Source organism: Congregibacter sp. (genome assembly GCF_045107095.1).
GTDB lineage: Bacteria > Pseudomonadota > Gammaproteobacteria > Pseudomonadales > Halieaceae > Congregibacter.
Map to the genome: position 1 here is coordinate 1 of NZ_JBGCFU010000122.1, position 16,668 is coordinate 16,668.

At 52.3% G+C, this 16,668-nt stretch carries 19 protein-coding genes and 1 pseudogene; 5 read left to right on the forward strand and 15 right to left on the reverse strand.

From position 1 onward, the window contains the following. Positions 1 to 3 precede the first annotated feature (3 nt). The 3 genes from AB8B76_RS14700 to AB8B76_RS14710 all read right to left on the reverse strand — a co-directional run bounded on the left by AB8B76_RS14700 (position 4) and on the right by AB8B76_RS14710 (position 4,058). On the reverse strand, positions 4 to 1,152 hold the full coding sequence (locus AB8B76_RS14700; protein ID WP_405273618.1) for a methyltransferase: 1,149 nt from the start codon (positions 1,150 to 1,152) through the stop codon (positions 4 to 6). An 80-nt stretch (positions 1,153 to 1,232) separates the two neighbouring features. Next, complete coding sequence (locus AB8B76_RS14705; protein WP_405273619.1) at positions 1,233 to 2,432, reverse strand: iron-containing alcohol dehydrogenase; 1,200 nt, start codon at positions 2,430 to 2,432, stop codon at positions 1,233 to 1,235. Positions 2,433 to 2,606: 174 nt separating this feature from the next. After that, positions 2,607 to 4,058, reverse strand: a complete 1,452-nt coding sequence (locus AB8B76_RS14710; protein WP_405273620.1) for a CotH kinase family protein — start codon at positions 4,056 to 4,058, stop codon at positions 2,607 to 2,609. Positions 4,059 to 4,296: 238 nt separating this feature from the next. Here AB8B76_RS14710 and AB8B76_RS14715 point away from each other — a divergent pair, with 238 nt between their 5' ends. After that, positions 4,297 to 5,805: a DUF1996 domain-containing protein gene (locus AB8B76_RS14715; RefSeq protein WP_405273621.1), complete on the forward strand. Its 1,509-nt coding sequence runs from the start codon at positions 4,297 to 4,299 to the stop codon at positions 5,803 to 5,805. 28 nt (positions 5,806 to 5,833) lie between these two features. On the opposite strand, the gene AB8B76_RS14720 is transcribed toward AB8B76_RS14715, so the two are convergent. Beyond that, positions 5,834 to 6,910: a glutathione S-transferase family protein gene (locus tag AB8B76_RS14720; protein ID WP_405273622.1), complete on the reverse strand. Its 1,077-nt coding sequence runs from the start codon at positions 6,908 to 6,910 to the stop codon at positions 5,834 to 5,836. A gap of 20 nt (positions 6,911 to 6,930) precedes the next feature. Beyond that, positions 6,931 to 7,725 (reverse strand): SDR family oxidoreductase, encoded by a 795-nt coding sequence (locus AB8B76_RS14725; protein WP_405273623.1) that lies wholly within the window; start codon positions 7,723 to 7,725, stop codon positions 6,931 to 6,933. 95 nt (positions 7,726 to 7,820) lie between these two features. Between AB8B76_RS14725 and AB8B76_RS14730 the strand changes: the two genes are divergently transcribed. Both AB8B76_RS14730 and AB8B76_RS14735 read left to right on the forward strand, forming a co-directional pair. Then, positions 7,821 to 8,498, forward strand: coding sequence for a Crp/Fnr family transcriptional regulator (locus AB8B76_RS14730; RefSeq protein ID WP_405273624.1), 678 nt, complete (start codon positions 7,821 to 7,823; stop codon positions 8,496 to 8,498). Positions 8,499 to 8,595: 97 nt separating this feature from the next. Further along, a complete protein-coding gene (locus AB8B76_RS14735; RefSeq protein WP_405273625.1) occupies positions 8,596 to 11,172 on the forward strand; it encodes a M1 family metallopeptidase in 2,577 nt (858 codons plus the stop codon). 65 nt (positions 11,173 to 11,237) lie between these two features. On the opposite strand, the gene AB8B76_RS14740 is transcribed toward AB8B76_RS14735, so the two are convergent. The 3 genes from AB8B76_RS14740 to AB8B76_RS14750 all read right to left on the reverse strand — a co-directional run bounded on the left by AB8B76_RS14740 (position 11,238) and on the right by AB8B76_RS14750 (position 12,690). Further along, positions 11,238 to 11,717 carry a hypothetical protein gene (locus AB8B76_RS14740; protein WP_405273626.1) on the reverse strand — a complete coding sequence of 160 codons (480 nt, stop codon included), beginning with the start codon at positions 11,715 to 11,717 and terminating at the stop codon, positions 11,238 to 11,240. Between the two features lie 78 nt (positions 11,718 to 11,795). After that, a complete protein-coding gene (locus AB8B76_RS14745; RefSeq protein WP_405273627.1) occupies positions 11,796 to 12,206 on the reverse strand; it encodes a GNAT family acetyltransferase in 411 nt (136 codons plus the stop codon). Between the two features lie 175 nt (positions 12,207 to 12,381). Then, the gene (locus tag AB8B76_RS14750; RefSeq protein ID WP_405273628.1) at positions 12,382 to 12,690 is read right to left on the reverse strand and encodes a hypothetical protein; all 309 of its coding nucleotides are present in this window, start codon (positions 12,688 to 12,690) and stop codon (positions 12,382 to 12,384) included. 35 nt (positions 12,691 to 12,725) lie between these two features. On the opposite strand from AB8B76_RS14750, the pseudogene AB8B76_RS14755 reads away from it, so the two are divergent. Both AB8B76_RS14755 and AB8B76_RS14760 read left to right on the forward strand, forming a co-directional pair. Next, positions 12,726 to 12,905 (forward strand): annotated as a pseudogene (locus tag AB8B76_RS14755) (type II toxin-antitoxin system Phd/YefM family antitoxin); the annotation flags it as partial. Continuing rightward, a complete protein-coding gene (locus AB8B76_RS14760) occupies positions 12,886 to 13,155 on the forward strand; it encodes a Txe/YoeB family addiction module toxin (RefSeq protein ID WP_405273629.1) in 270 nt (89 codons plus the stop codon). The pseudogene AB8B76_RS14755 and the gene AB8B76_RS14760, both read left to right, overlap by 20 nt. A gap of 94 nt (positions 13,156 to 13,249) precedes the next feature. On the opposite strand, the gene AB8B76_RS14765 is transcribed toward AB8B76_RS14760, so the two are convergent. The 7 genes from AB8B76_RS14765 to AB8B76_RS14795 form a co-directional block, all read right to left on the reverse strand. Continuing rightward, positions 13,250 to 13,729, reverse strand: a complete 480-nt coding sequence (locus AB8B76_RS14765; protein ID WP_405273630.1) for a hypothetical protein — start codon at positions 13,727 to 13,729, stop codon at positions 13,250 to 13,252. Between the two features lie 104 nt (positions 13,730 to 13,833). After that, positions 13,834 to 14,322 (reverse strand): hypothetical protein, encoded by a 489-nt coding sequence (locus AB8B76_RS14770; RefSeq protein ID WP_405273631.1) that lies wholly within the window; start codon positions 14,320 to 14,322, stop codon positions 13,834 to 13,836. 86 nt (positions 14,323 to 14,408) lie between these two features. Continuing rightward, complete coding sequence (locus tag AB8B76_RS14775) at positions 14,409 to 14,831, reverse strand: PaaI family thioesterase (protein ID WP_405273632.1); 423 nt, start codon at positions 14,829 to 14,831, stop codon at positions 14,409 to 14,411. 113 nt (positions 14,832 to 14,944) lie between these two features. Further along, on the reverse strand, positions 14,945 to 15,298 hold the full coding sequence (locus AB8B76_RS14780) for a hypothetical protein (RefSeq protein ID WP_405273633.1): 354 nt from the start codon (positions 15,296 to 15,298) through the stop codon (positions 14,945 to 14,947). A 105-nt stretch (positions 15,299 to 15,403) separates the two neighbouring features. Continuing rightward, entirely contained in the window at positions 15,404 to 15,937 is a 534-nt protein-coding gene (locus tag AB8B76_RS14785; protein WP_405273634.1) for a hypothetical protein, read from the reverse strand. 144 nt (positions 15,938 to 16,081) lie between these two features. Then, entirely contained in the window at positions 16,082 to 16,513 is a 432-nt protein-coding gene (locus AB8B76_RS14790; RefSeq protein WP_405273635.1) for a hypothetical protein, read from the reverse strand. Between the two features lie 53 nt (positions 16,514 to 16,566). Then, positions 16,567 to 16,668: DUF2442 domain-containing protein (locus tag AB8B76_RS14795; RefSeq protein WP_405273636.1), on the reverse strand; the 102-nt coding region annotated here is incomplete at its 5' end.

Below are 16,668 nucleotides of genomic sequence, written 5' to 3' on the forward strand. Positions count from 1 at the left end.
TCCTCACCGAGCTTGCGCCGCGCGAAGAATAACGAACTTGGCATTCGAGGTTACTAGCTCGACGTAGCCAAAGTGTCTTTTTAGGGAGCTGTGGTAAGCAAGGTGCCGGTTACCGATGACCCATAATTCGCCATCTGGTCGAAGTACTTCTTTTGCTTGTAGAAACATGCTCTGGGCAATGTGGTCTCCTACGGTGCGCTGTTGGTGAAAAGGCGGGTTGCAGAGCACAAGGTCCGCAGAGGCTCGAGGGAATCCGTTCAGACCATCGCCAACATGAAACTCCGCCGGCCGCATGGTTCCGAAGGCGCGCTCGAAATTTCCCCGGGCCGATCCGATGGCCATGAAGGATTCATCGATAAAATGCACGGTAGCGTCTGGATGCTGTGCGGCAGCATGGAGCCCCAACACACCGTTACCACAGCCAAGATCGATGATCTCCTGTCGTTTCGGTTGTGTAGGTAGGTGCTGCAGAAAAAATCGAGTACCAATATCGAGACTGTCGCGAGAGAAAACGTTGGCATGGTTGTCTATCTGCCAGTTTGTACCCTCGAGTCGGTATTGCACGGGGTAAGGGCTAGGTGGCACGGGCAAGGATAAATCCGGCGTCACCCGTATCAGCTTAGATTTTTTGCGCGCCAGAGTCGTATCGGTAGAACCCAGCAGTCTTTCTAAAAGCGCCCAGACGTTCCGTGGCATTGCCTTGACCATACCGGCCACCAGTACTTGAGTATCTTCGCTGAGTAGCGGTCGCATTCTTATCAGCTGATCCTCGAGTAATGCCAGAGTTTTCGGAACCTTAATAAGTACGAGGTTTAAGGGCCCGGTCGGCTGATCCAGACTGCTTAGGAATGTGAGGCCGTTTGGATCATGGTCGTTGGCCACAAGGTTTTCGTAAGTAGCCCGATGGCTAAGGAAGGAATCAGACCAGACTTGCGGCGCCCAGGGAGCGAGGGCAACCGCCAGGGCGCCGAAGCTGTCGTTGACCACAAGGACGCGGATGTCGCTGCCCGCCTCTACTCGCTCTGCGATCTCTTGAAGTAGATACTCGTCTGCTGAATCCCAGGCGCGCAATACCTCGCGGCGACGCCTCGGGAGGCGGTGCAACGTTAATCGCCCCTGGGGGACCTGCAACATGGATTCCGTATCGTTCATACTGATAAGCCTATGCTCAGTAGGCGCAGGCCGCCAGCCCGGGGCCGGCTTGCTTTGCTAGGGGCCGGTGGCGACTGTAGCTACAAAGCCATGGCGTCTTCGATTGCGGCTCCATCATAGATCAAGGCGTAAAGGCGACTCATTTCATCTACCGTCGCGACACGGGGGTTGTTTCCCGGCGACCCTGAGGCAAGTGCCTGCTCGGACATGCTCCGCAGACTCGACATAAACTCATCGCGGTCAATTCCGAACTCCTTGAGAGTGGGGACCGCCAAGGTGTCACCTAAAGACTGCAGTGCAGAGACCAACTCGTGCGCCGCTTCTTCATCTGTCGCTTCCATCGGTGCCACTGCCATAGCGCGAGCGCAGTCGGCGTATCGCCCCATCGCGTTTGGCAAGGAAAAAGCAGTGACAGCAGGTAACAGCATTGCGTTGGAAAGCCCATGGGGAACATGAAACTTCGCGCCAATGGGTCGGCTCATTCCGTGCACGAGTGCTACCGAGGCGTTGGAAAACGCGATACCAGCGAGGGTCGCCGCGCGCATCATCGAGGCCCGGGCATCCACATCATCAGCCCGTTCGTAGGCGCGCCTGATGGACTTATACAGCTCACGCATCGCCTCAAGCGCCACCGTGTCGGTATCGTCTGTGGCCTTGCGACTAACGAAAGCTTCGATTGCGTGCGTTAGGGCATCCAGTCCCGTGTCTGCGGTAAGACGTCGCGGCGCGGTCATCGACAAACGAAAGTCCACTAGCGCCGCATCGGGGACCAGCGCGGGCCCCATAATAAGAAGCTTCTCGCCTGTGGCGTCGTCGGTGATGACCGTGGCCGCGGTGGCTTCAGAGCCTGTTCCCGCCGTCGTAGGAACCGCGTACAAGGGCACGCGGCGCGACGGAATCGGCGCGGGGAACTTGTAATCACGAATCGTGCCGCTGTGTTCATACAGCAGCACTGCCGCTTTACTGCTGTCGATTACGCTGCCACCGCCCAGGGCAATCACCACATCCGCTTGATGATCGGCGAGCGCCTGATTGATTGGTGCGATACTGACATCCGTGGGTTCTTGGTCGTCTCTGATCATGACACTCGCAACGATTAGCGAAGCTGCCTCTAGCACCGAGCGTAATTCTTGAAGGAACCCGAGAGACTCCATGGTGGCGTCGCTGACGATGAGGGGCCGCTTGAGACCGCGCGCGGCGATGAGCTTCCCAGCTGCAAGTCGGCAATCCCCCTCAATGATGAGCTCGGCGGGGCATGCAAGCGTTTTTGGAATATCCATGGAGTAACTTCCTTTTGAAGGCTTTTTAGGAGACCGCGTTAACTTGGCGAGCTAAATCTTGGCCTCCGTACTCGGCTATGAGCACCAGCGCCGAGCGGTGTTATGCCACGAGACTGCGTGAGTAGCAATGCGGGGGAGGGTCGAGCGCTACCCATGCCTCATTAAGGCTCCCAGCTATTGCTGGTCTAAATATTGACGTACTGTGGTGTCTCTTGCGCTGGCATGAGCTTTGAGCTGAGTTACTGCGCTGTAGAAATCGCTGGCGCCATTGAAAAAGGAAAATCCGCTTTGCTCTGTTGTGGCATAAGGCTCAATGAGATTTGCGTAGGTGTCGTAGAGCATCTGCGTGCCTGCTAACTCAAAGGCATCCCCGATTACTTCCCAAAGGTAGCTGTCGTAGCGAGCTTTGTAGATCGGGTCAGCATACAGAAGTTCGATCAATGGCCAGTTGTTGTCTGCCATGTTGGAAAAGTCCAGGGCAAGCGCGCCACCCTGCTTGCCTTGTTGAAGGGCTTCATTAAAGTCCCAGGGAATCCACGTCAGCTTCGAGGTGTCGGGATCGTTATAGAGATAGTAGTTGTGGGTCATTCTTCCGTAGGTATCCCAGTTCTGGATTGCGCCGTTCACCGCGAGATACTTCAAAAAGCCATCGACGTTGAAGACCGACTCTAGGTTCGTTCTCCAGCTGGTGGGATCGGAGCTTACCGTGGTGTCATGGAGTGCTGTGAACAATGATTGAATATCGGACCAGTCTTCTTCGTCCTCATTTGTCTTTTTTTCGAAGTATTCTTCGTCAAATGATCCCGCCGCGAAACTTGCGCCTGCTCCCTCAGGTTTGTAGAGGTTTCCGTCGTCATTCGAAAACTGAGTATCGAGCACCTCTCCATCGACTTCTTCGACCAAGGTGTACAGGCCGAAGTATTCAGGGCCCGTACCATGATCAATGTAAAGAGAATAGAAGCCGGTGTGGGACGCAGGCAGCCCCGCTTTTCTGAACACGTCTGAAGCCACCTTTTCACGCATCAGCGAGCTGTCTTCATAGTTGTTCTTGAGACTGAATTTTTTGAAACCATAGAAGCGTTGGTTATCGATTTGCGGGTAGTCATCTTCGAACTCATCGAAATCCATTTTGAACGAAAGCTTCAATATGCCTTGCTGCCAAGCTCCTTGAAGCGTTGAGTTACCCTTAAATCGAAGGCCAACGCGGTACCATTGAGTGCCTTCGTAAAAGACTTCCCCCGGCACGAAAATGGGGTCGTTCTCGTTCTCGATTAAGCCCGACCTTCCCCCTGAACCGAATTCGCCGTAGGTGGTGGTCATATCATTTAGCATGCTCTCCCAGTGGTCGGGGGTGATCACAAAGTCGAACCGTTTTACCAATGTGTCATCGAAAACCTCTTCATAGTTTGGGTCAACATCGTTGCTATGGGTAGCTTCGGTCCAATCTGCTGTATCGAAAGATGCGTCTGTTTCTGTCAGCCCTGTGGATACGCTCGAGGTGCTGCTAGTACTGGAAGTATTTGAATCTGTCGCGCTTTCAACAGACGGGTCACTACTTCCCCCTCCGCCACATGCTGAAAGAAGTATCAGTGTGCTTATGACAATGAGTGACTTGATGATATTCATGTGTGTATCCGCTGAGCGCTGAAAAACACAGCGTGGACTCCAAAAAAGGAGTGAGTGTGCAGTTGAAGTGCACAAACTGCGGAATCTCAAACGCCTTAGGCGAGGGCTTGCTGCTCGCCTACCGCTTTATTGCAGTTATCGAAAACTCTTTTCGACAGGTAATTAATGTTCACGCGTTTAACCTTCCAATAACAGCAATCGCTCCCGCCATTGGGGGCCTCGATTCGGGAGAATTAACGTGTTTAGGAATGCCAATAGAGCCGCAAGATCGCTGGGTTTTGTTACGGTGCTAGTGCTATCTGGTTGCGGTGGTTCAGGGTCAAGCGGCGAACAGGTAGACGCTAGCGGCACAGCGTCCACCGCAGCCGTTTCTACCGCGACCCAAGGAAGCTCCGGCAGCACACCGTCTGTCACCACAACGATTGTTTTTGAATCGACGCCCGAGGCCTCGACCTTTGACCCCTACGCAAACTTCATTTTTGCGGCAGAAAGCACAGAGAGCTTCGAGTGCCGATTGGACAGCGACATGTTCGTTCCCTGTGCCAGTCCGCATCTCGCGCTCCCGGTGGCAGCTGGAGAGCATCGCTTCGAAATTCAGGCGCTGGATGCGCAAGGGGCTGTCTTGGGCAGTGCTGAGCATAACTGGCAGGTGCGCAGTATCTTTGACTCGGGAGCCACGACAGCGTCGGAAGCACATCCGGACTTGATTGCTACAACGGTAGAGCCAGACAAGGCCGACCCCAACAGCTGGAGGGGCATATTTCGCATCAACTGTGACTTCTCCCACTCGAGTTATGACGACCCCATCGTATTTCTCGGGGAGAGCGACGCTGCTCACCTTCACCGCTTCTACGGCAACATGTTGTTGGATGAAAACAGCACGCTTGAGACACTTTTCTCGTCGGGTGACGCCAGCTGTCAGGGCAATACGCTAAATCGCTCTGCCTATTGGATCCCCGCTTTGCTCGCCCCCAGCTACGACGAAATCAGCGGTCAAAGAGAACTTGATGAAAATGGTGAGCCCGCATGGCAGCCCGTGCCCGCCGTAGTGGGAGGCAATGAGGAAGCCCATGAGATTTTTTACTACTCTGCGGGCATCGACGATTTGGACGCGATACAGCCAATACCATTGGGGCTCAAGATGATCGCCGGGAACCATTCGGCAGGCCCTTTAAATCAACAAAGCACAGATGTAGTGCGTTGGCACTGCCAGTCCTGGGAGTCGAGCGATGGCGCGAACCCCCGATGGAGCACAAGTATTCCTGCCTGCGAGGCCCCTGATCGCGTGCGCATGGACATTTTCTTTCCCAGTTGCTGGAACGGTTTTGATCTAGACTCCTTCGACCATAAAAGCCACCTAGCCTACCCCGTGAGTTCTGGAGGGCCTGACGGCAGCGTTTGTCCTGATACGCATCCGGTCCCTATCTTGCGCGTGAGCTTTCACTACGCGTTTGGCGTTAAACCTGATGTTTATGAACCTAGCACTCAAACGAGTAGCGGCTGGCGGTTAGCGTCTGATTCCTACGACCTCGCAACGGCTGGGCCCGGAGGGATGTCACTCCATGGAGATTGGTTTAATGCCTGGCACCCCGAGGCGCTTCAAGCCGTGCTAGATATCTGTATTAAGAAGGGCCTTGATTGTCACGATGGGAATCTTGCGAATGGCTTTCGGTTGTCGGGAACGCAAGCCGGGAGCCAGGAAGAGCCACCAGTTTTCAATCAGGGGTTAGGACTTCACCATCACTAGTTCACACAGAGCAGTAGATCCTTTGCCCTCAGGGAACTCCGCCCTCAAAGACATTGATGCCCTTTCCGAAAGGCAGGTGTCTTGATTGGTTAAACCCCGACGACAGAGACGGCTGCTCATCCCAGAGGACTTCAGCTTGGGCATGAGGTAGCAGTTTTCGTGCTGCTATCTTTTGCTCGTCTGTTAGTAATGCAAACCTTCGGCGCAGTTCTTCGAGACACCACACACGGTATCGAGATGTCGCAATATTTTGGTAATCGCATCCCTGAACGGTCATCGCAAATCGAGCTTTGCCTGCGGAGAAGGCCGCGGCGTTCTCCGCTAGTTGCACAAGATGCGTCTCACAGACTTCGCGTAATAGCAGCGAGCTATCTTCGGGGGGGCTTGAAACAAACTCCGGAGGTCCCTGGTCCTTTGCCAGCCACATCCTTGCAACCCATTCGTAAACAAGAGGCGCATGATTCCGCATGATTTCCTGAGGGGTGGGGTCCTGACCAAAGTGCCTGAACATGGGACCCATTAAACCAAAGTCAGCAATAGACGGCGCTTGTCCGAACAAGAATGGACGCTGCTTAAGCATGGCGGTTAGCGCATTCAATGCGTTCAGGTAAGTCTGCTCAACGTGATCGCGTGTGGCACCTCTGATTCCATCCCGATGAACATAATGCTTCACTTGGCGTCGAGTGATCATTCTCCGTCGAATCCATCTTGGCGCGGGAATGTGACCGGTAAGTTCGTCCGTTAGCGTACTTGACGCAAGGGACCGATCATCGGCATACCACCATCGGTAGTACATGGCTGGTCGCCATAGCCATTCATCAGCGTAGTCCTCAATTAAGAAAGCAATAAAGGCGGTGACGGGATCACCGGGAATCACCGACCGGCGGGGCTGCTGCGATTCGAAGTACTCGATAATCGGCGTGGTATCAGACATCCATGTGCCGTGGTCATCCACGATGGGCATCTGTACCGCACCTACTTTCTCCTTTAGCTTTTCTTCATCGGCATAGGGTGTAGGAAGAGCGGTGTAAGCGATGTGTTGATAGCGCAGGTAAGCTTCCAGCTTTCCCGTGTAATAGGAAATACGAGATCCGTAGACTTTCATAGTGCGAACCTCAAGGCCTGTCAGAAAATAGCGTTGTGCTGTCCACCGTCGATGACGATATTTTGGCCGACGATAAATCGCGCCAATGGACTGCAAAGAAATGCCGCCATCGCGGCAAGATCATCCGCGTCGCCCATGAAGCCTGCGGGAATGTAATTATGAGCTGTGAAGTGTTCTCGAATCACATCGGGCTCAGGCTCAAGCCCAAATGCATTCGCATACGCCCCCATAATCTCTGACGCACCTTCGGTCGCAAACATACCCGGAAGAAGGTTGTTCATTACGACACCATAGGGCGCTATCTCCCTGGAAACACTGGCGGTGTAGTTGAGTAATGCTGAACGAGCAGGCCCCGACATAAGCCTCCAAATCATGGGGTTCTTTGCCGAGAATGTCGCGATGTTAACGATTCTGCCCCATTTCTTCTCCTTCATAACGGGGATGTAATGTCGCATGATTTCAATCGGACCGATCAGGGCAGTTTCGACCGAATCACGCCACATATCAGCGGTGACCTTAAGGAAGTCCCCGTTCGGATCCGGTGGTTTGATAGTAATCACCAGAATGTCGGGATCAGGACAGGCTGAGAACAACACCTCACGTCCTTCCTCAGAGGAAGAATCAGCAACGACGGGTGTGACCGATACGCCGTACTTTGCTGAAATCTCATCGGCAGCTTTGTGCAGCCGCTCCTTTCCTCGAGCCGAAATGGTTAACTCGGCGCCGGCTTCCGCCAAGCGCTCCGCGGTGGCGCGGCCCATGCCTGCACTTCCTCCCGCCATAATTGCCTTTTTGCCCTTCAGCTTTAGATCCACGTCTATTCTCCTCAATGGTCGCTGGCTGTTACCGAAGGCCATACAGTAAGAAAATGAAGTGACAAATAATGCTAACAAGTTACATTTGGAGTGAGATGAAAATACTGCGCAAACAAAATGTCACTTTGGAAGACCTTCTACCGGTAGCGATTTGGGAAGCCTTGTGCGCTGACGGTAAGCGCCGTTCCTATGTTGAAGATCAACTCATTGCAGATCGGGGTGAAGTGACAAGCGGCCTTATTTTGGTCACTAGCGGTGAGATTGCGGTGGGGAATGTGCGCAAGGATGGTTCGTTTTTGGTTTCGGGGCTGTTGCGTAGAGGCGATTGCTCGGGCCAAGTGACTACTTTTCTTGGCCTTCCCAGAACTCACAGCCTTTGGGCAACGGGTGATTGCGAAGTGGTCTTTATAAACAAGACGACGCTAAGCAGTAGACTGGATTCTCACCCAGCCATCTATGAAGCACTCCTCAAGCTTGCCCTTTGGCAAAATGTAGAGACCCTTGATTTTCTCGACACGCATCGACGCCTGACGCTGCCCCTGCGTATTGCGCGGCTGATTCTCACATCGCCTGGAGACGACGGTGATGCAGACGTTATCGAGTGTCGTCAGGAAGATCTTGCCGACATCCTTGGCGTGTCCCGAGTAGCTATCGGCAAGGCGCTTAAAAAGCTGCAAGCAGAGGAGCTGCTTCAGATCGGCTACGGAAAGATAACCCTTCTCGATAGAGAAAAGCTGCATCACCAAGCCTTTGCCGACCATACGCAGGCTTAAGTCAGCGAATTGAGACTGGCGTTCCATAAATACAGGATAATGTTTTCCAATATTGTCGTATTCTTTACGGATAGCACAACCAAGAGAAGTGGCCCCTATGCCAAAGATCCTTACCTCGAACATCGTCGCAGCGCTGATTGTTTGCTTCAGCAGCATGAGCTTTGCTGCAGAAGTCGATTATCGGCTGCCAAAATCCTATGCAGTGACAGAGCAGTCCATTGATCTCACTCTAGATCCGGCCAGTGACGGCTTTACGGGCAGCACCATTCTCAAGCTGACCGTCCATGAGCCTGTAGATCGTATTGGCTTGCACTGGGTGGGTCTCGATGTCGTGCCACCACAGCTCACCAACAGCGATGGAAAGGTACGAACTCTGAAGTTTGAGTCTGGCGACTATGAGATGTGGTGGTTGGGCGATGGCAATGTGATTGCCCCGGGACAATACAGCCTCGACATTACCTTCAATGGTGACTACTCCCGTGATGCGCTGGGTCTCTACAAAACGACCTTTGCTGGCCGCGACTACCTGTTCACACAGTACGAGCAAACGCTGGCTCGGCGGGCTACGCCCATGGTTGATGAGCCGGATTCGAAGATACCGTGGCAGCTAACAATTACCGCGCCAGAAGGGCTAAAAGTCGCTTCAAATACGCCGGTCGAATCGGAGTCAAAAAGCGGTAATCTAATCAAGAGGGTGTTTAAACAGACCCCGCCGATGCCGAGCTATCTTCTGGCCTTCGCTGTCGGTGATTTCGACGTGACGCCTATAGATGGATTGTCAGTCCCGGGCGTTATCTACTCGCCGAAGGGCACTGGCGCCGATACGGGCTTTGCAGTCTCCGTAACGCCGCCAATCCTCAGGGCTTTAGAAAAGTATTTTGGCAGTGACCTGCCCTACGAAAAGCTGGATTTTGTGGCTGTCCCAGACTTCAGCTTTGGAGCGATGGAGAACGTTGGCCTTGTCACCTACCGTACGGAACTGCTGCTTCGGGGAGACACCGCCTCGGGTTCGGCGGCGGTAAACACCGTTAACACGATTGCGCATGAATTGGCGCACATGTGGTACGGCAACCTCGTCACCATGGAGTGGTGGGACGATCTCTGGCTAAACGAGGCATTTGCTACTTGGATGGCGAGTAAAATTGTCGACCAGATGTATCCGCAGTACGAGTCGAATCTACAGCTCCCTCAGGCGTCTGCCTTCGGCGCCGATGCTGTCGCTCAATCCCGTCCCATACGCAAAGAGGTGAAAACCGACGAGGATGTTCTGGATGGTTTTGGTCTCAATTACAGCAAGGGACACGCGATACTCAATATGCTGGAGCAAAGCATGGGCGATGCCGAGTTCCAGCGTGCAATTCAGACTTATATGGACAAGCACAAGTGGTCGAATACACGGGCATCGGATCTCTGGGCTGCCCTTGCGACGGAAACTCCCGTCCCTGTAAACGTGATCGCTGATTCCTTTCTTGAGCTTGCGGGTTTCCCGTTGATTACCTTTGGTGAAGACGGTGTGGTCAGCCAGACTCGTTTCCACAACCCTGGCGCCGAGCTTCCTGAGCAGCGTTGGCAGATTCCGGTTGGGACCCGCCACCGCGACCGTGATACCGGTAACGTCGTTGAGTCTGTGTTTGCGTTGAGTGACCAAAGCGTGGTGCTGCCTGAATACAGTAAGGCCGAATGGATTCTGCCCGCCGCTGGGGGTAACGGCTATTACGTTTGGCACACCGGCGATCAGCGCTATAAAGCTCTTCTAGAGAATCTGGGCGAGTTAAGCAACCGCGAGAAAGCGGCGGTTTTGGCCAACAGTAACCAGCTGCTCCAGGGCGATATTATTGGTATCGATCAGCATTTACAGCTCCTTGGCGGCCTACTTGCCGAGGACAATATGACCTTGGCGCTGAGCGCGGTAAATGGCCTGCGTGGCATTGCCGGCATGTATTTTCAAAGTGATTTACAGCCACAGCTGAAGGCGTATATCACCCGGGCATTGACCCCTTGGTATGAACGGTTGGGCACGCAAACCCGCGCCGACGATAGCGATAGCGCGCGCGACCTCAGGCCGCGAGTGCTGCGCACTCTCGCCGAGTTTGGCGATAAGCCTGAGCTCGTGGCTGAGATGTCTAAGCTTGCGGACAAATACCTGACACAGCCAGAGAGCGTTAATCCGCGATTGGGACACGAAGCGCTGCGCATTGCTGCATTGTTCAACGGTGACGAGGCGATGGCCAAGCGCTACATTGCTGCGTATCGCGAGACTAATAACTCCAACCTGCGCAGTAACCTCGCCTTCGCGATGTACTTTGGGGATCGGACGGCCATGAACACGGTGTTGAAATCACTGGCGCAGGGCGATATTCAATCCGGTGATGTCTCGCTTGTAATCATGGGGCTGTTTTACGCGTCTCCCGATCAAAGAGTCCTGTACGAGGCTTTTGATGGCTACTTCGATATTCTCGCCGCGAAAATTCCAGAGTTTTATCGACCCACGATGCCTGCGTATACCTCGGCGAGCTGCAACAGCGAGAACGTTGCTCTTCGGGAGGCTTTCTACGCGGGCCGGGATAGCAGCATGCTTACCCAGCTGCGCAAGTCCCAGGAGTCTACTCAGAACTGCATCGATACTGCCGAGCGTGGCTATCCGGCTATGGCCGAGTTTTTAGGCGGGTCCTGATCTCTACGGGGAGGACAATGCTTTCGAAGGTGTCCTTCCTGGCTTTGTGATGTGAAATGGAACCCTCAATCACTGTAGGCGGGATTGTCTAGAATGTGATTTTGCAGATACGTTCTGAATGGTTCTCCAAAGCCTTGTTCTGTTTCAAACCAAAAGCGAACCCAGCTGGCCTTTGTTCGCGCTTCATTGCTGAAGTAACCGTCTACACCCACCCACAGGGACTTGGGCACAGCGTTGTCAGCGTTCTGGTAGTAGGTGTATTCCCACCCGTTTGCCTGCATAAAAATGTAGTTTGTGCAGCGCGACCACGCTAGTTCGCTGACACTCTCAGGGTCTTCGCTGCATTGCTGAAGCAGCTCTGCCAGGTCGGCATTTTCGAGCATCACCTCAAAGGGTCCCTGAAGTACCTCCAGAGCGTTGTAGTGAGACTGACTTCTGAGTAAGCGATTGTTATCTGAGATCTGCAGTGCCAGATAAATCACGGAAACCACTACTGCGAACCCACCTAAAATCTCTGCAACTAACGCTGCTCGCTCAAGATTCATAGTCTGTTACTCCTTGAAAATCGTCCGCGGCAGCGATTTGATTCATGGTTTGGCTCACACTGGCCATAGGGCTGCGGCTTACTCAATGAACACACCCATGCTGATGCGCTTCTCGACTACAAATCCCAAGGACTCATAGAACTCTTGCACCTCATGATTCTCAGCCCTGATTTGTAAATTTACTTTTATACACCCTACATTTTTAAGCGTCTTGATGGCCTCTTTAATAAGTCTCTTTGCGATTCCACGGCGACGATGCTCCTGGGATACCGCAACAGCGTAGAGCCATCCTCGATGGCCATCATAGCCTGCCATACAGGCGCCAATGATACTTTGGCTTTCTTCGGCTATGAAGATGAGGTCATCGACTAATAGTTTTGCCTCAATCATTCCAGACGGTTCATTGTGCTTTGGGTCGTCGGGAAATGTTTCGCTCCATAACTGAATGAGCCCTGCTCGGTCTTGCTCGAGGTATCTACGTATGATCATGGTTCAGGCAAACATCCCTAAGGTTTCAAACTGCTGCGCATTGGAGGTCCGGGTGTCACGCTCTTTTGATTGGGTGGGTGTCGAGATCTTCTTTGCTAGAGAGTGCGCGATAGTCGTCTCCATTAAAAATATTCGCGGTCGGTAAGTAGTGGGCCCCGGCCCTGTGTTGTTATGGCTAAGCTACAAGCATTTGATACACAGCTTCTAAACCGCCTTCCAAAAACACCCTTACGATCATCGGTAAAACACCGCCTAGCATTACCCCCCAGAACAATGCGAATACAACCGAGTTCTCTGGTTTGTTTCCTCTGGGCCAGAACGAATCTAAAATTGACGCAAAAATAATAGCCAAAAGCCCTGTAATACCAGAAAGGTAGCCTAGAACAGGCGACATCGAAGAACCTAGAACAACGGCAATCACTACGATAACGGTAAACAATATTGACCGATTTTTCGGTCGTGTTAATTCTTGGCCTCTAAACATATTGTTTCACTGGTTCTTTAGCTCCAGTAACTCGCCGATCTGGCGAGGACTTTGTGGTGATGAGTGCCGATGACTGGGAGAGAGAGCAAGAAACTCTTTGTGTGCTTCAGAGTAAGAGCCTGATGAAGCAAATTTCTGAATCTTTGCAATCTCATAGCCAGGGAAATGGCTACACACCCACTCAGGAAGAGGTCGATGAGATCACTGGTCTTTGAAGGCAATACCTGGGCCGGATATAAAGAACTGAGACGAAAGGACAACCGGGTGCACAAAGCTCTGTGCAAATTGCTAAAAGAAATGCTGAGAGACGACCCTAGCACCGGAACAGGTAAGCCCGAAAAACTAAAACATAATCTAGCTGGTCTGTGGTCGAGAAGAATCTCACAGAAGGATCGCCTCATTTATAAGTTTGACGAAAACTATATCTATGTTTTCGCTATTGGTGGCCATTACCTCGATTACTAATTGGGCGCATTAACGCCTACGTAACTGGCCGTAAAACCGCGCGGCGGTTTGGAAGTCCGAGCACTGCGAAGCAGTGCGGCAGTTGACGTATTTGTTATGTGTTTTCACGCCCACCTTGCTCACTCATTATTGGATCTATATAGTCTTGGAATTCCTTGGAGTACCAATGTCGGCGAAGATGCCACCAATCCCTGAAGCCCTTGTAGGCGCTGTAATCAATCAGGATATTCTTAACTCCGGACCAAGAATCGTCATGAAGGCGACCGGCAGAGTTTTGCCTATACAATCCTTCCAATATTCTGCATACCCTAGCGTTGTGACTAAAAAACTGCAGACTCTCAACTTCATCGAGTGATTCCAGGCCGTGGTTACCTTTCACGAGGATTGCCGCCAGTTCACTATTCCCTGCCATTTCTCCAGTGAAGTCAGTGAAACCCCTACTGAGATCACGTGTGGCAGAAAGCTGGCTTTCCCTATTTTGGTTTCTAATCTGAATCGCCAAGTATATGAGCGATATAAGTACCGCCAGGGTTCCTAGCGACTCTGCAATGGCGCCGATTGCTTCCCAGCTCATCTGGACTCCTTAAGACACATAACGCTTACAAAAGGGGCCGCCGGTACGGCGGTCCCGGACCTGCATTGCAGGGCCGTACTTCTTGTACTTGTTAGGTGGCCGCATTAGCCGCTCCGAACCAGCAATCTATGAAACACCAAAAGGGTAAATAAAATAGTTAGCGCAAACAGAAGAATAAGCGGCCATTCAGCTCTGAATATTGCGAAATTGGCAATGCACAGGGGTATAAACACTGTGTAGTAGCTACAGAGAACAACAAGAGGGACATAGCTGACGGTTGAGTTTCCGGCTCGAACCACTTTTCGGCTGCGTGGAATCAGGTTTGCAGCGAAAAAAAGCAAGGAGAATGAAACTACTAAGGATGTTGCAGCAATGGTGTTCTCAGCCGACAGACCTGCAGAATCTAGAACGTAAAGTGTGAAGCAGCCAATCAAAATCAATCCTGAGCACATGAATATCATAGCTAATCTAGTTTTCTCTAAGTCCGTAAAGTCTCGCTCTCGTCCGCCCAGCGCAGTAGCTACCGCAGAGAATCCTGCCACGCCTATTGCGATTTCAGAAAACAGCCCAAACGTATCCCAGTGCTCGATCATAGAGGCTAGCTAACGCTTCAAGCCGGGGTCGCCGGTCACGGCGTCCCGGCGCGAAGCGCCCTTGCTTCCTTGACTTGTTATGCGGATCAAAAGACAAACTCGTTCGTAGCATGAGCGACTAAGTCACCAGAGGTTACGAAGAACACCTTAGTTTCCGCATATGCTATCGCCTTACCAAATCTCAATACATTCACTTCAATTCGAAGATCATCGCCCATTGCGGGCTTAAGGAACTGGGTATTTTGGCTCGCAGTACCCTTGGAAAATCTATCCGTCGTCAACATCGCTAACGATACAACTGTGTCGATCGCGGCCATAATAGCTTGCCCACAAGTAGCACCATTAGCCCACTGAAGCGAACTGCTTTGAGGAAGAGTTGCAGAAGCCTTTCCTTCGCTGACCTCAAAATCACGTAGACCCATTGATTTGACCCACGGCGCGAAAATTTCTTCATATGCCCGATCTATAGTTTCTTCCGAGACCGGAGGTTGAAAGCTAAAACTGGTCATTGTGACTACTCCTGATATACGCATAACGCCTTGCGCTGCGGCGCGGAAACCGCGCAGCGGTTTTTGCGTCCGGCCCAGAAGGGGCGTACTGCCGCAACTTGTTATGGGACTTTCTAATGCCTGACATCCCACATATATTTTAGGGGCGCCAAGGCAATAGCAACCATCAGTGCCAAACCAAAAATCACCCCTCGCTCGTCTGAGAAATTCAGGGTGCCCCGAAGTTCGGCGGCAATTCCTTGGTAGTGAATACTCGTCAGAGTTATTCCAAACCATACAAAGATTGTATAGCCCACAGCCATAGCATACAGAGTTGTAATTATAGTTAACTGAGGTCTCGTCAGTGTGCTGCCGGCTAGGTGAGCAACGAGTAGATACCCACTTACGAGCGTCAAAAATACAGCGTAGCCACTGCTGGCATTTGCAATTAGGATTTGAGTAAGAGTAACCGCTTCTACTTCAGTCATTTACCTTCCACAATCCGAGGTTTCCTGCACAAACTATCACGGCCCCATAACGCCAAGCGAACCGGCGGCGAAGTCGGTGGGTTCCGTGCCTTGTTATGCGGTGAACTAACACGGCACACCTGCATGCTCTCGCCGATCAAAGACTGGCATTAAATCCAAAAGCATTGGGGTATCCGGGTTTTCCGATAGATGGGCCTTTAGTACGCTCGCAATATTTGGCGTTATAACAGATGACACTGGGGGCCAGATGGCTCGAGCGCCTGGAGTTCGAAGAATAGCCCCCGTCCAATCCAGCCATGCAAGGTAGTCAATTTTGGAGAGCAGCTTAGCCTCATGGAGCTGCATCACATTCTGCATGTGAAGAACCGTTTCCATAACAAAGAAGGTAAAGCGAAGCTGTTCCTTCTGATCGAGCATATCTATCGAGCTGACGCCACGAGCGACAATGTCTGACACCTCAGGATCGGAGCACAGCTGTCCAGCGGTACGATCTCTCGCATCATCCAGCATAGAAGCCAGGGTGGAAGTCTTGGTAACCTTCGTATTGTCCCGAACCTGAATCGATAGAAACAGTAGGCCAGCAATCGTGGCAACCGCACCTAGTATCTCCGCTATTCCGCTCAGTTGTTCAATTGCCATGCGGTGACTCCCTATAATTCTGGATGGGCCATCGAATCTATGACTCCGATAGCATGACATCTGCACAGGATGGCCGCATAACGCTTCGCATCAGTGGCTGAGGTAAGCGCGTAGCGCTTTCCGAAGTCCGACTGCATGCGTTTGTTAGGCGTCATTGGCGAGAGCCATTGATTTGACCCAGACATTTTCTCTATTTTCGATATGATCCCGCAGGCGGGCTTCAACATGTTCTGGTTCCCAGGCAGCTGCGCATTCCAAATCTACACATTCTCTTAGTTCAGCGGGTGTTTCGTTGCCATTTACATAAATGCTTAGTTTGCCCGTTATGGGATCTTTTTTAAACCTGGGAACTTGCAGTGCCAGTTCTTTCGATACCGACTCTTCGCCTATCTTCTGCCATCGGCCCTGCTTGTACGCTGAGTTGTGCACCCATAAACGAAAAAGTATTTGATCTGGGTTGGCGGGGTCGAAGAAAGCTATTTCCGGCTCCTCCAGCATTTGACCTTTGCAAGAGTATCCGTGAGCATCAATTTGAAGGATCGCTCCTTTTTTCCATCTCTGGCTTTTTGTTGTCATTGGTGGGTCTGACGCCTAACGCCGCAGGTTGGGGCGACGGAACCGCGCAGCGGTTACGACGTCCCAAACCCTGCCTGGTTAGGTGCCGGCGCACCACGCAGTAAGCCTTCAGTGCTCAGGTCTTCGTCTAGGTCTGGCCAATGAATACCATACCC

Coding starts and splice junctions, on each gene's coding strand:
- AB8B76_RS14745 (WP_405273627.1), bottom strand. CDS start 12,206: ATGATCATACGTAGATACCTCGAGCAAGACCGAGCAGGGCTCATTCAG.
- AB8B76_RS14705 (WP_405273619.1), bottom strand. CDS start 2,432: ATGGATATTCCAAAAACGCTTGCATGCCCCGCCGAGCTCATCATTGAG.
- AB8B76_RS14780 (WP_405273633.1), bottom strand. CDS start 15,298: ATGACTGAAGTAGAAGCGGTTACTCTTACTCAAATCCTAATTGCAAAT.
- AB8B76_RS14740 (WP_405273626.1), bottom strand. CDS start 11,717: ATGAATCTTGAGCGAGCAGCGTTAGTTGCAGAGATTTTAGGTGGGTTC.
- AB8B76_RS14770 (WP_405273631.1), bottom strand. CDS start 14,322: ATGATCGAGCACTGGGATACGTTTGGGCTGTTTTCTGAAATCGCAATA.
- AB8B76_RS14700 (WP_405273618.1), bottom strand. CDS start 1,152: ATGAACGATACGGAATCCATGTTGCAGGTCCCCCAGGGGCGATTAACG.
- AB8B76_RS14760 (WP_405273629.1), top strand. CDS start 12,886: ATGAGATCACTGGTCTTTGAAGGCAATACCTGGGCCGGATATAAAGAA.
- AB8B76_RS14790 (WP_405273635.1), bottom strand. CDS start 16,513: ATGACAACAAAAAGCCAGAGATGGAAAAAAGGAGCGATCCTTCAAATT.
- AB8B76_RS14775 (WP_405273632.1), bottom strand. CDS start 14,831: ATGACCAGTTTTAGCTTTCAACCTCCGGTCTCGGAAGAAACTATAGAT.
- AB8B76_RS14765 (WP_405273630.1), bottom strand. CDS start 13,729: ATGAGCTGGGAAGCAATCGGCGCCATTGCAGAGTCGCTAGGAACCCTG.
- AB8B76_RS14710 (WP_405273620.1), bottom strand. CDS start 4,058: ATGAATATCATCAAGTCACTCATTGTCATAAGCACACTGATACTTCTT.
- AB8B76_RS14730 (WP_405273624.1), top strand. CDS start 7,821: ATGAAAATACTGCGCAAACAAAATGTCACTTTGGAAGACCTTCTACCG.
- AB8B76_RS14735 (WP_405273625.1), top strand. CDS start 8,596: ATGCCAAAGATCCTTACCTCGAACATCGTCGCAGCGCTGATTGTTTGC.
- AB8B76_RS14750 (WP_405273628.1), bottom strand. CDS start 12,690: ATGTTTAGAGGCCAAGAATTAACACGACCGAAAAATCGGTCAATATTG.
- AB8B76_RS14720 (WP_405273622.1), bottom strand. CDS start 6,910: ATGAAAGTCTACGGATCTCGTATTTCCTATTACACGGGAAAGCTGGAA.
- AB8B76_RS14785 (WP_405273634.1), bottom strand. CDS start 15,937: ATGGCAATTGAACAACTGAGCGGAATAGCGGAGATACTAGGTGCGGTT.